At 67.1% G+C, this 12,855-nt stretch carries 9 protein-coding genes and 1 pseudogene; 3 read left to right on the top strand and 7 right to left on the bottom strand.

Annotation, left to right across the window (positions count from 1 at the left end; genetic code table 11):
• Positions 1-52: 52 nt before the first annotated feature.
• The 7 genes and pseudogenes from BKA25_RS00515 to BKA25_RS00485 form a co-directional block, all read right to left on the bottom strand.
• On the bottom strand, positions 53-1,720 hold the full coding sequence (locus tag BKA25_RS00515; protein WP_069852978.1) for an AbgT family transporter: 1,668 nt from the start codon (positions 1,718-1,720) through the stop codon (positions 53-55).
• Between the two features lie 179 nt (positions 1,721-1,899).
• The gene (locus BKA25_RS00510; protein WP_069854187.1) at positions 1,900-3,174 is read right to left on the bottom strand and encodes a M20 family metallopeptidase; all 1,275 of its coding nucleotides are present in this window, start codon (positions 3,172-3,174) and stop codon (positions 1,900-1,902) included.
• A gap of 226 nt (positions 3,175-3,400) precedes the next feature.
• Complete coding sequence (locus BKA25_RS00505) at positions 3,401-4,213, bottom strand: amino acid ABC transporter ATP-binding protein (protein ID WP_069854188.1); 813 nt, start codon at positions 4,211-4,213, stop codon at positions 3,401-3,403.
• 1 nt (position 4,214) lies between these two features.
• The gene (locus BKA25_RS00500; protein WP_069854189.1) at positions 4,215-5,039 is read right to left on the bottom strand and encodes an amino acid ABC transporter permease; all 825 of its coding nucleotides are present in this window, start codon (positions 5,037-5,039) and stop codon (positions 4,215-4,217) included.
• A gap of 356 nt (positions 5,040-5,395) precedes the next feature.
• Positions 5,396-6,190: pseudogene (locus BKA25_RS00495) on the bottom strand (ABC transporter substrate-binding protein); the annotation flags it as partial.
• A gap of 96 nt (positions 6,191-6,286) precedes the next feature.
• Positions 6,287-7,075 carry an ABC transporter substrate-binding protein gene (locus BKA25_RS00490; RefSeq protein WP_236750425.1) on the bottom strand — a complete coding sequence of 263 codons (789 nt, stop codon included), beginning with the start codon at positions 7,073-7,075 and terminating at the stop codon, positions 6,287-6,289.
• Positions 7,076-7,388: 313 nt separating this feature from the next.
• Positions 7,389-8,810 carry a M20/M25/M40 family metallo-hydrolase gene (locus BKA25_RS00485; protein WP_236750426.1) on the bottom strand — a complete coding sequence of 474 codons (1,422 nt, stop codon included), beginning with the start codon at positions 8,808-8,810 and terminating at the stop codon, positions 7,389-7,391.
• A 320-nt stretch (positions 8,811-9,130) separates the two neighbouring features.
• On the opposite strand from BKA25_RS00485, the gene pdhA reads away from it, so the two are divergent.
• Genes pdhA through BKA25_RS00470 form a run of 3 tightly spaced genes read left to right on the top strand, consistent with a single transcriptional unit; the run spans position 9,131 to position 12,817 of the window.
• Positions 9,131-10,372 (top strand): pyruvate dehydrogenase (acetyl-transferring) E1 component subunit alpha, encoded by a 1,242-nt coding sequence (gene pdhA, locus BKA25_RS00480; RefSeq protein WP_069852981.1) that lies wholly within the window; start codon positions 9,131-9,133, stop codon positions 10,370-10,372.
• Positions 10,372-11,436 carry an alpha-ketoacid dehydrogenase subunit beta gene (locus BKA25_RS00475; protein WP_084643490.1) on the top strand — a complete coding sequence of 355 codons (1,065 nt, stop codon included), beginning with the start codon at positions 10,372-10,374 and terminating at the stop codon, positions 11,434-11,436. The genes pdhA and BKA25_RS00475 overlap by 1 nt, the downstream gene beginning before the upstream one ends.
• Before the next feature lie 16 nt (positions 11,437-11,452).
• Positions 11,453-12,817 carry a dihydrolipoamide acetyltransferase family protein gene (locus BKA25_RS00470; RefSeq protein WP_069852983.1) on the top strand — a complete coding sequence of 455 codons (1,365 nt, stop codon included), beginning with the start codon at positions 11,453-11,455 and terminating at the stop codon, positions 12,815-12,817.
• The last annotated feature ends 38 nt before the right edge of the window (positions 12,818-12,855 follow it).

Here is a 12,855-nt window from a genome sequence, read left to right as displayed (position 1 = left end):
CCGACGCGGACCGGGCCGTCGATGGCGATGGCCCGGCCCGCGCGCGAGGGCCTCAGCCGGTCAGATGGATGCCCATCCCCGGCCCCAGCGGCAGATCGAGGAAGTAGAACACCGTCAGGACCCCCGCCCAGAACAGCCAGAACGGCACCACGAACGGCAACATCTTCGCGATCAGCGTCCCCAGCCCCGCGCTGGGTTGATACCGCCGCACGAAGGTCAGCAACACGATCATGTACGGGTTGAGCGGGGTGATCACCTGGGTGGCCGAGTCGCCCACCCGGAACGCCGCCTGCGTGAAGCCCGGTTCGAAACCGATGAGCAGGAACATCGGCACGAACACACTCGCCATCAGGGTCCACAGGCTCGACCCGGAGATGATGAACAGGTTCAGCACCGAGGCGAGCACGATGAAGCCGAAGACGGCCGGATAGCCGGTGAGTCCGATGCTCTGCAACAGTTCGGCACCGGAGACCGCCAGCCACGCACCGATGTTGGTCCAGGCGAACAACGCGATGAACTGGCCGAGCACGAACGCCAACACGATGAACCCCGATAGGTCCTTCAACGCCCGCCCCATCAACAACGGCACGTCGGCGCCCTTGCGGATCACGCCGACCACGATCCCGTAGGCGATGGCGGGCACGAAGAAGGCGAAGAACACCAGCGTCGTCACCGAGCTGAGCAACGGCGAGTCCGGTAGATAGCCGCCGTCGGAATTACGCAGCGGGGCGCCCGAGGGCAGCGTCAACGCGAGCACCGCCGCAGTCACCACCAGCAGGGTGAGCCCGGCCCACCGCAGACCACGCCGCTCCACCGCCGACACCTCTGCGGTCAAGGCCTGCGAGGTGTGCTCGGACTCCGCGATGTCCGCAGCCTCGGCATCCTCCACCGTGCGCGGCGCCGGTCCGCCCCGCCCGCCTGCTGCGGCCGGAGCGTCGACCTCCTCGCGCGGGAAGTCCGAACGCACCAGCCCCGGCTCGACCACCTTCGCGATGATGAAACCCGCGATCAGGCTGAGCACGATCGCGGAGGCGATGTTGAAGAAGTAGTTCGACACCGGGGTGACCGAGCTGGCCGTTGCACCGATGCCGGGCAGGGTCTCCACAACCGAGTTCGTGATGCCGGAGAACAGCGCATCCAGGCTTGTCACCAGTAGCGAGGTCGAGTAGCCGGCCCCGGCGGCCGCGAATCCACCCAGCAGGCCTGCCACCGGATGCCGCCCGGCGGCCTTGAAGACCATCGCCGCCAGTGGCGGGATGATGATGAAGGCACTGTCGGACATGACGCTGCCGGTGACGCCGATGAAACCGAGTGCGTAGGGCAGCAACCACTTCGGTGCGTTGCCGAAGGCCAACCGGATCAGGGCGGCGAGCAATCCGGTTCGCTCGGCCAGGCCGACGCCGAGCATGATCGTGACGACCGTCTGCAGCGGTGGGAACTCGATGAAGTTCGACGCCAAACCGGTGAACATGAACTCGACGCCCGCACCGGTGAACGCGCCCCGGATCGGCGTCGACTCCTCGTCGCCCGGGATCAGGATCGACACCCCGAAGCCCGCCATCAGGGTCGACACCACGGCGACGATCAACGTGAGTAACACGAAGAGGATGAACGGCTCCGGCAGTCTGTTGCCGACCCGCTCGATCCAGTTCAACACCCGGTCGAGCCGATTGGCCCTCGCGACGGAATCGCGTGGGGTCGAGGTCGGAGTGTTCGTCACCGTGGCACCTCCGTGTGATCTGATCCGCCTGGTGTCGGTCGCCTGCCACCGGGGCAGGCTGTCCTCGATCGGTTAGGCGCTCCCCGCCGCCCTGGTCGAGGAGGCGACGTCGTGGTGTTCCGGGTCGCTACCGAGGGCGGCAGCCCTCCGGCGGCTTGCCTACCGGCCCTCGGGCGCGGTCAGTCGAAGTAGTTCGGCACGTCGATCGCGCCACCCGTGGCCTCGAACTCCGCGTGCACGGCGGCTCGCAGCCGCGCGTCGCCGAGGTAGTCCGCCGAGGTGAGCGCCAAGCCGAGCGCCCCGTCCCGCACCGCCTTATCGCCTGCGGGGCTCGCGGCGGCGGCGGCGAAATCCGTGGTGTGCAAGGCGACCGTCGGCGCGGAGACGGCGATCATCGGGTGGATCGCGGGTAGTCGATAACTCAGATTGCCCAGGTCCGTGGAGCCGGTGAGGAAACCGGGCACCGCGCCGGGGGCCAGCGGCCTGCGATCACACAGCTGCTGGTTGGCCGCCCATCGACCGACCAGCGTCTGGTTGTGTCGGATCGGCAGATACGGCGGCCGCGAGTCCCACCGCAGCTCGACGCCGCAACCGGCCAGTTCGGCGGCACCATGGGCGATCCGCTCCATTCGGGCGGCCAGGTCGCGCAGGGTCGCCGGGTCCGCCGAGCGCAGGTAGAACAGCACTGCGGCACGGTCGGGCACCACATTCGGACGGGCACCGCCGTCGGTGAACACGCCGTGCACCCGATCGCCCGGCGGGATGTGCTGTCGCAGCGCGGCTACCCCCTGATAGGCGGCGACCGCAGCGTCCAAGGCGTTGCGGCCCATGAAGGGCTGGGCGGCGGCATGTGCGGCGACCCCGTGGAAGACCATCTCCAGCTGCCTGCGGCCCAGGAACGGGTGCATCGCCAGGTCGTGGCTGAAGGGATGCAGCATCACCACCGCATCGACGTCGTCGAAGACCCCGGCTCTGGCCAGCGTTTCCTTGCCTCCGCCACCTTCCTCGGCCGGAGTGCCGATCAGCGAGATCCGACCGCCGAGTCGCTCGATGACCGGTGCCACGCCGAGGAAACCGCCGACACCTGCCGAGCAGATGATGTTGTGTCCGCAGCCGTGTCCGATGCCGGGCAGGGCGTCGTACTCGGCGAGGACCGCCAGGTGCGGGCCGGTGCCGGATCCACTGGTCGCCAGCAAGGCGGTGTCCAGGCCACCGATGCCGACCTCGGCGCGATGCCCGTGGGCCGCCAGCAGCTCCGCGACGGCCCGCACCGATCGGTGTTCTGCGAAGGCCTCCTCCGGATGGGCATGCAGGTCCTGGCTCAACGCGACCAACTCATCGGCGATCGCTGCCGAGGTGGTCCGAATCGAGGTCCTGATGTCGGCCGCCGCGCCGCCGTACTCGGATTCGAGTGGCTTCGCGCTGGCGACCGCCCGTGCGGTGGCCTCGGTCATCGCCCGCAGATAGGCGTCGTCGGGCGGGGCGGGTGCGGTCGGTTCGCCAACGTCAGTGCTGTTCACGGGCGGCACCCTAACCCGGAGAACACGGACTGTGGAGTACTCGTCACGACACAGAACAACGCTTAATCCGGCGGAAAAATCCGGCGTCCACCCCTTGGGAAAGCGAACGGGGCGGGTCGCGGCTCTCGCCTGCGTCCCGCCCCGTCGACCACGGCCGATATCAGACTGCGGTGTCCTGCGGGTTCTGATGCGTGGGGTCCAGAACGCGCGCCAGGAACTCCTTGGTCCGCCGTTCCCTCGGTGCACCGATGACCTGCGCGGGATCGCCCTGCTCGACGACGTATCCGCCGTCCATGAACAGGACGGTGTCGGCCACCTCGCGGGCGAACTGCATCTCATGGGTGACGACCAGCATGGTCATCCCCTCCTCCGCGAGACCGCGCATCACCCCGAGCACATCCCCGACCAACTCGGGGTCCAGCGCCGAGGTCGGCTCGTCGAACAACATCACGTCCGGGTTCATCGACAGCGCCCTGGCGATCGCGGCGCGCTGCTGCTGACCCCCGGACAGCTGCGCGGGCATCGCCGATGCCTTGTCCGACAGGCCGACCCGCTCCAGGTTGGACTTGGCGACCCGCTCGGACTCCTCCTTGCCCCGACCGAGCACCTTGCGCTGGGCGATGGTCAGGTTGTCCAGCACGTTGAGGTGCGCGAACAGGTTGAACTGCTGGAACACCATGCCGATCCGGGTCCGGGCCGCATCGATATCGCAGTCCGGGTCGGTCAGCTCGGTACCGCTCACCACGATCTTTCCCGCAGTGGGCTCCTCCAACAGGTTCACGCAGCGCAGCAGCGTCGATTTGCCGGAGCCGGATGGTCCGATCACACAGACCACCTCGCCCCGGGTGACGCTCAGGTCGACGCCCTTGAGGACTTCGAGATCACCGAAGGACTTCTTGAGCCCGTCGATCGAGATCACCGGGGTCTCCGAGCTCACGGCGCCGGCCGGGTCGTCGGTCTTGGCATCCGCCATCTCACTGTCCCCCGCTGCGTGTCGCACTCGCCTTGGCCTGTTTCCTGGCTACTCCCTTGCCGAATCGCTTCTCCAAGGCTCGGGAGACGAACGACAGCGGGATGGTGATGATCAGATAACAGACTCCGACCACCAGGACCGGCGTCATGCTCTGGTTGGTGTTCAACGCCTCGCGGCCGAACTGCGCCAACTCCTGCTGGGCCAAGGTACTGCCGAGGAAGAAGGCCAGCGAGGAGTCCTTGGTCAGCAGGATCAACTCGTTGGTCAACGGCGGCAGCACGATCCGGAACGCCTGCGGAATGATCACCGTGATCATCGTGCGGGTAGGCGACATGCCCAGTGAGCGGGCCGCCTCGATCTGGCCCTTGGGCACCGCCTGGATGCCCGCGCGGATGGTCTCGGCGATGTAGGCGGCGCCGACCAATCCGAGCGCGACCATGATCTGGACGTTGCGGTCCAACCGGGTGTCGAAGGCATACGGGATGCCCACGCCGACGGCGAGGAAGACCAGCATGGCGGGCAGGCCTCGGAAGAACTCGATGTAGATGCCCGAGATCCACCGGTAGGGCGCCACCGAGGACAGGCGCATCAACGCGAGCACCAGCCCGAGCCCGAGGCCGAGCGCGAAGCCGAGCACCGTATAGAAGATCGTGTTGCCCAGGGCGACCGTGATGACCGTCGGGAACAGGTTGGCCGCGACGTCCATATTGAAGAAGGCGCGCTGGATCTGGCCCCAGTCCGCGGCCACGATGATCAACAGCACCGCCGCGATCAGGATCGCGTACTGCACGCCCCTGATCACCTTGGCCCGTTGGCGCTTGCTCATCTTCCGCTTCGGGGGCTGGTCACCCGTGCTGCCTGCAGCAGGCCGGGGTGGGGCGGCCGGGGGGTCCTCCCCGGCGACCGTGCCCACCGTGTTGTTTCCCGCCATGGTCTCTCGTACTCCTGGAGTGCGATGGAAGGTGTCGGTGCGACAGGCCCTTCGCCTGCCGATGGGGAATGCGAGAGGGCCGGCGCGCAATGCACGCCGGCCCCGCCTCGATCAGCTACTCAGTTCTCCGAATCCTCGGCGCTCTCCGAGGATTCGGACTCCTCGTCCGCCGCGCCCTCCTCGGCGTCGGCCTCGGTGTCATCAGCCTCGGTGTCCTCGGCGTCCTCACCCTCGGCCGCGTCGTCGCCAGCAGGCGCCGTACCGAACCACTTCTCATAGATCTCGTCGTAGCGGCCATCCTCGCGGGCAGCGGCCAGGACCTCGTTGATCCGCTCCCGCAGAGCGTCGTTGCCGGTCCGCACCGCAACGCCGTACTGCTCGCCGGTGTCGAACTCCGCGACGACCGCGACATCGGGGTTGTCACCCGCGAAGTCGTAGAGGACGCCGTTGTCGTTGATGCCCGCGTCGACCTCGCCGTTCTGGACGTATGCTGTCAGCAGCGCCAGGTCCTCGAAGGTGACGAGTTCCGAGTCAGGCAGGTTCTCCCTCGCCCATTCCTGGCCGGTCGTACCGGTCTGCACCGCGACACGCAGGCCCGCGAGGTCGGCCTCGCCCTCGATATCGGAGTCCGCAGCCACCAACAACGCCTGGCTGGCGTCGAAGTACGGGTCGGCGAAGTCTATGTTCTCTTCGCGGACATCGTTGATGGTCATGCCCGCAGCAGCGACATCGCACTTCCCGGTGTCCAGGTCGGCCCCGGACTGGATCGTGTCGAAGGGGGTGTCGACGATCGCCTGTTCGACGCCGAGGTCCTCGGCGACGAGGTCCACGAGGTCGACGTCGAACCCGACGATCTCCTCGCCCTCGCGGAACTGGAACGGCTCGTACGGCAGGTGGGTGCAGGTCGTCAGCTGACCATCAGACACCAGCTCGATGCCGTCGACCGATGCGCCCTCACTGTCACCCCCGCACGCGGCAAGGGACAGGGCCAGCACGGGTGCCAGCACGACGGCAGGACGGAGGATCCTTCTACTACGCCGTTCCAATGTTCTGTTCCTTCGATTGACGATGAGCGGGGGATGTGTGGGGCACCGTAGTCGGTACCACTCGAATCGCCGTCAAGGACGGCATGACCAGCATGATCACCATTGGTTCGGGGTAACTCCGAACCACTTCAGGTGGATCTCCTCGTACCGGCCGTCCGCGCGGGCCTCCTCGAGCACCCGGTTGACGACGTCGAGAAGTTCGGTGTTGCCCTGTCGCACCGCGAGGCCGTACTGCTCGCCGGTGTCGAACTCGGCGGTTACCTCGGTATCCCGATAGACCTGCGCGAACTCGTGGAGCGGCCCGTTGTCGGAGAGCACGCCGTCGCTCTCCTCGGATCGCAGACTCTGGGTCAGCGCGGAGAGGTTCGGGTAGTAGAGGAGTTCGATCGGTTCGCCGTTGTCGGCGTTGTACTGCTCGGCGAAAGCGGCGCCCGTGGTGCCTTCCTGCACCGCTAGGCGTTGCCCGTGCAGGCCATCGAGCCCTCGGACCGGCGAAGCGCGTTCCACCAGCAATGCCTGCGCGGCATTGAAGTACGGATAGGCGAAGTCGATCACTTCGCTGCGCTCATCGGTGATGGTCATCGCCGCAGCGGCGATATCGCATTCCCCCGCGTCGAGCGCCACACCGGTCTGAATGCCCTCGAAGGGCATGTCGACGATCGCCTGTTCGACGTCGAGCTCGTCGGCGATGAGGTCCACGATGTCGACGTCGAAGCCGACGACCTCACCGTCCTGCTCGAACTGAAACGGATCATAAGGAAGATGAGTGCAGGTCAGAAGCCTGCCATCCGAGACGAGATCGACGTCCGGGACGACGCGCTGTTCCTCTTCTGGGGCCTCGGCTCCCGACGTGCCGCATCCGGCGAGACCGAAAGAAAGTGCCAATCCCCATGCGAGAAGAACCTTCGGTCTGATCGTCTGTGCCAAAACGTCGCCCTCCGATCACATTCCGTGTCGAACGACAGGCATCATTCCACTGCTGGCCGAAAATTTAGGTAACCATTGGATTAAGGGGCTCAACCTTGCGTAGGGATGTGTCGCATGTGGGTGCAATTGTTCGGCCAGGTGGACTAAGTGGTTCGACAGCCACCGGGAGCGGCTCGAATTCGTGACCGCACGCCCAAAACGACCCTGGCCGCGCGTCGGGCTCGCACTCACCTGCGGTGACCTGTCGGTCACCGCAGGAGAGCAGTCGCGATCAGACCTGCCTGGCGTGGGCGTCGAGCACCACCGACACCGCGGCAGTGATCTTCGCCGCATAGTTCAAGTGCAGCGACTCATCCGGAACGTGTGCATTACTGCCCGGGCCGAGCGCACCGGTCACGACGAATTGCGCCGCCGGATACGCGGCATGCAACAGCCCCATGAACGGGATGGATCCGCCGATGCCCATCGTCCGCCACGGCGCCGAGAACACCTCGCTGCTCGCCGTGGACAGTGCCTCGTCCAGCCAGGGCGCGACATCGGGTGCGTTCCATCCCGGCGCACACTCGCTGCGATCAAGCTCCACCCGAGCACCGTAGGGAACGTCCGAGGTCAGCACCTCGCGCAGCGCGGCGAGCGCGGCATCGGGGTCGGCGGTGGGCGGCAGCCGGAAGCTCAGGGCCAAGGTCGTCGAGGGTCGCAGCACGTTGCCCGCCGAGGCGGGATCGGGCAGCCCCGATCCGCCGATCACCGAGAGCGTGGGCCGCCAGGTGTTGTTCAGCGCCTGTTCCACCGGGTCATCGGTCATCGGACGGATATCCGCAGGCATCGGGATGCCATCGGATATCAATCCCGGAACGGCTTCGAGCGCGGCCCGCACCTCGGCGACCCGGTTCGCGGGTACCTCGACACTGAGTTCGGGCAACAACATGGCACCCGTCCGAGCATCCTCGATGCGGTCCAACAGCACGCGTAAGACCCGGAAGGAACTCGGCACCACTCCACTGGCCATGCCCGAGTGCTGGCCCGCGTCCAACACCGTGGCCGTGACCTGCAACTGCACCATCCCGCGCAGCGAGGTGGTCAGCCACATCCGGTCGTAATCGCCTGCACCGGAGTCCAGGCAGACCACGAGACCGACCTCGCCGAGGTCGTCGCTCAATTCGGCCAGGTAGGCAGGCAGATCCGGCGAGCCGGATTCCTCACCGGTCTCCAACAGGATGACCGCCCTGGCATGCGCGCCCCCGGCGGCTCGCAATGCCTCCAGCGCCGTCGTCGCCGCGTAGGCCGCATAGCCGTCGTCGGCCGAGCCCCGGCCGTAGAGCCTGCCGTCCCGCACCACCGGCGTCCACGGGCCGAGCCCCTCCGACCAGCCGCCGACCGGGGGTTGCTTGTCCAGATGCCCGTACAGCAGGGCGGTGCCCGCGTCCTCCGCGCCAGCAGTGGCCGGAACATCGATCACCAGGAGCGGAGTCCGGCCGGGCAGCCGCAGCACTCGCGAGGTCGCACCCGTCAAACCCCGCTCGTCGATCCAGGACTGCACATGCTCCACCGCCGCATCGAGATGCCCGGTGGTGGCCCAGTCCGGATCGAAGACGGGCGAGAGCGCCGGGATCTCGACCAGCTTCTGCAAGCTGGGCAGCACGGCGTCATCCCACCGTTGTTGAACGATCTTGGTCAAATCTGAATGCGTCACGGTCGGCCATCCTGTCATCGCAAGCAGGCCGAATCGATGGTTCGAAGCACGATGACCGGCCAGGACGTGACCGTTGGTGACCGACGAACACCCTGGGTGGTAGAACCGGCAACCAGGGACGGTCTCCACCACAAAAGGCAGGCTTCTTTAGCGACCATCGATACTCTTGCCTGCCCCGAGACCATGCCAGTATGACGGAAGCGAACCGTCAGTGCCGACGGTCGATGTCGCGGTCCTAAAGGACGGTGACGACGCCGGCGGTGCGTCCGCGTCCGCCTCCACAAGCGGTGAGCGCGGGCCTCGAGACTGAGGAGACAGGCATGTCGTCGCCCGAATACTGGACCAAGCCATGGCCGAGTTCATCGGCCGAGAAGCCGCCGCCACCGGGGAGCAACCAGGCCGCCGTGGCGGCCCGACCTACGGCGGAACAGGTGATCGCTGGACTGCGCGCCACCTCGGAAGGTGGTCCCGACCTGGTGCAGCTCCTCACCCCGGAGGGTGAGCGAGTGACGCACCCGCATTTCGACCTCGACATCACCCCGGAGGAGTTGCGAAGCCTCTACCGGGACATGGTCCTGGTCCGACGCACCGACCGCGAGTGCAACGCACTGCAGCGACAGGGTCAGCTTGGTATCTGGGTCCCGCTGCTGGGGCAGGAGGCCGCCCAGATCGGCGCGGGCCGCGCGATGCGCCCCCAGGACATGGCGTTCCCGAGCTACCGCGAGCACGGTGTCGCCTGGTGCCGGGGCATCGACCCCACCGACCTGCTCGGCATCTTCCGGGGTACCGACCATGGGACCTGGGATTCGCAGGAGAAGCGGTTCCATCCCTACACGATCGTCATCGGCAACCAGGTCTTGAACGCGGCCGGTTACGCGATGGGTCAGCGGTTGGACGGCAAGGTCGGCGACGGCCATCAGGATGATGCCGAGGCCACCATCGTCTTCTTCGGCGACGGGGCGACCAGCCAGGGCGATGTGAACGAGGGCTTCGTCTGGGGCGCGGTCTACGACGCCCCGGTGGTGTTCTTCTGCCAGAACAACCAGTGGGCCATCTCCGAGCCGATGGAACGACAGAGCCGGATCCCCCTCTATCAGCGGGCGAGCGGCTTCGGCTTCCCCGGCATCCGGGTCGACGGCAACGACGTGCTCGCGACGCTGGCGGTCACCCGCTGGGCGCTGGAGGAGTGCCGCAGCGGCAACGGACCGGTGCTGATCGAGGCGTTCACCTATCGGATGGATGCGCACACCACCTCCGATGACCCGACCCGCTACCGGCTCTCCGATGAGTTGGAGGCGTGGAAGCTCAAGGACCCGATCGAACGGGTCCGGGTCCACCTGGTGCGCAGTCAATTCGCCGATGCCGACTTCTTCGCTCAGGTCGACGCCGAATCCGACGCACTGGCCGAACGGCTGCGCGAGTTCTGCATCAACATGCCGACGCCGCCCGCCGACCGGATCTTCTCGCATGTCTACAGCGAGAACAGCCCGGTCCTCGATCAGCAGCGTGACGAGTTCCTCGATTACCTGTCCAAGTTCGAGCACGCGGGGGGTGCGCTCTGATGGCCGAGACGACTTCCCGGACGGCGACACGCAGCATCGACACGACCAACCGATCCGGTTCCCTCGGCTCGGACGAGCAGCCCGCCTCGACCCAGAAGATCACCATCGCCAAGGCACTCAACCTCGGGTTGCGCACCGCGATGGAACGCGACCCCAAGGTGCTGTTGCTGGGCGAGGACATCGGCAAGCTCGGCGGGGTCTTCCGCATCACCGACGGCCTGCAGAAGGACTTCGGTGAACAGCGGGTGATGGACACGCCGCTGGCGGAATCCGGGATCATCGGAACCGCGGTCGGGCTGGCGATCCGGGGCTACCGCCCGGTCTGCGAGATCCAGTTCGACGGGTTCATCTTCCCCGGGTTCGACCAGATCGTCAGCCAGCTGGCCAAGCTCCAGTTCCGTACCCAGGGCCGGGTGAAGATGCCCGTGGTGATCCGGGTGCCCTTCGGCGGCGGCATCGGCGCGGTCGAGCATCACTCGGAATCGCCGGAGTCGTACTTCGCTCACACGGCGGGTCTGAAGGTCGTGGCCTGCGGTAATCCGGTGGATGCCTATTGGATGATCCAGCAGGCGATCGCCTCGGATGACCCGGTCCTGTTCTTCGAACCCAAGCGTCGATACCAGGACAAGGCCGAGCTGGACACGAGCGTCCAGCCGATCCCGCTGCACTCGTCGCGAGTGTTGCAGGAGGGTTCGGACGTCACCGTCGTCTGTTACGGCCCGATGGTCCGCACCTGCACGGATGCCGCGCGGGTCGCGGCGGAGGAAGGGCACCGGGTCGAGCTGATCGACCTGCGTTCGCTGTCTCCGCTGGACCTGAACCCGGTCTTCGAGTCGGTGCGCCGGACCGGTCGGTTGGTCGTGGTCAGCGAGGCACCCGGCCAGTCCTCGATCACCTCGGAGATCGCGGCCCAGGTACAGCAGCACTGCTTCTACTCGCTCCAGGCGCCGGTGCTCCGGGTGACCGGCTTCGATACGCCCTACCCGCCCACCAAGCTCGAGGAGGAGTTCCTCCCCGATCTGGAACGGGTGTTGGACGCCGTCGAACGTTCGCTGCGCTGGTAGCGGGAGGAGCGAGGAAATGCCACAACTGAAGCACTTCCCACTGCCGGACACCGGCGAGGGCCTGACCGAGGCGGAGATCATCACCTGGCATGTCGCCGAGGGCGACACCGTCAAGGTCAACCAGATCATCGTCGAGATCGAGACGGCCAAGGCCGTGGTGGAGCTGCCCTGCCCGTTCGCCGGGCAGGTCTCCCAGCTGATGGCCCAGGTCGGCGAGACCGTCGAGGTCGGGGTACCGATCATCGCCATCGACGTCGATCCGGATGGCACTGCCGAGCCGTCGGCACCGGTGGCCGTGAACGGTTCGAAGCCCGCCGATGGCGAGGGTCGGGTCGCGAACCTGGTCGGCTACGGCCCTCGGACCGAGACCGCCGCCCGCAGGCCGAGGAAGCGGACCGACGCGGGTGCGACGCAGGCAGCGGTTCCGGCCGCCCCGCCCGCAGCAGTTCCGGCCGCGCCGACGCCCGCGCCGGTGCCCGCTGCGGCGGTGGTGGCGCCACCGGCCACCACCGAGTCCGCCCGTGTTCCGCTGGCCAAGCCGCCGGTTCGGAAGCTGGCCAAGGAAGCCGGTCTCGACCTGCGCACGGTGATCGGCAGCGGACCGGACGGGGTGATCACCCGGGACGACGTGACCAAGGCGATCTCCACCGCGTCCGCTCCGGCCGCCGCGCCGTCCGATCGCCCGCGCGAACAGCGGGTGGCGATTCGGGGCGTCCGCAAGGCGACCGCGCAGGCGATGGTGCAGAGCGCGTTCACCGCTCCGCATGTCACGGAGTTCCTCACCGTCGATGTGACACCGATGATGGAGCTACGGGCCAGGCTCAAGGCGCGCCCCGACTTCCAGGGCGTGAAGATCACTCCGTTGGCCTTCGCCGCGAAGGCGGTGTGTCTGGCGGCCCGTCGGACGCCGGACGTCAACGCCACCTGGGACGAGCAGGCGGGCGAGATCGTCTACAAGTCCTACGTGCACCTGGGGATCGCGGCGGCGACTCCCCGGGGTCTGGTGGTTCCGAAGGTCCGCGAGGCGCAGGACATGTCGTTGCGGGAACTGGCCGTGGCGTTGGACGAACTGGCCACGACGGCACGCGAGGGTCGGACGACTCCGGCGGCCATGCTCGATGGAACCTTCACCATCACCAATGTCGGTGTGTTCGGGGTCGACACCGGCACGCCGATCATCAACCCCGGCGAGTCGGCGATCCTGGCCTTCGGCGCGATCCGCGATATGCCGTGGGTGGTCGATGGGCAGGTCGTGCCGCGCAAGGTGTGTCAGCTCGCCTTGAGCTTCGATCACCGGGTCGTCGACGGTCAGCAGGGTTCGCAGTTCCTCGCCGATGTCGGCGCGTTGCTGGCGGATCCCGGGCTGGCGTTGACGTACTGATGTACTGATCTCGACGCCTAACGCGGCAGAACGGGGCA

The organism is Actinoalloteichus hymeniacidonis, assembly GCF_014203365.1.
Lineage (GTDB): Bacteria > Actinomycetota > Actinomycetes > Mycobacteriales > Pseudonocardiaceae > Actinoalloteichus_A > Actinoalloteichus_A hymeniacidonis.
The sequence above is the reverse complement of the archived record's forward strand: the minus strand, read 5'-3'. Positions and strand labels throughout refer to the sequence as shown.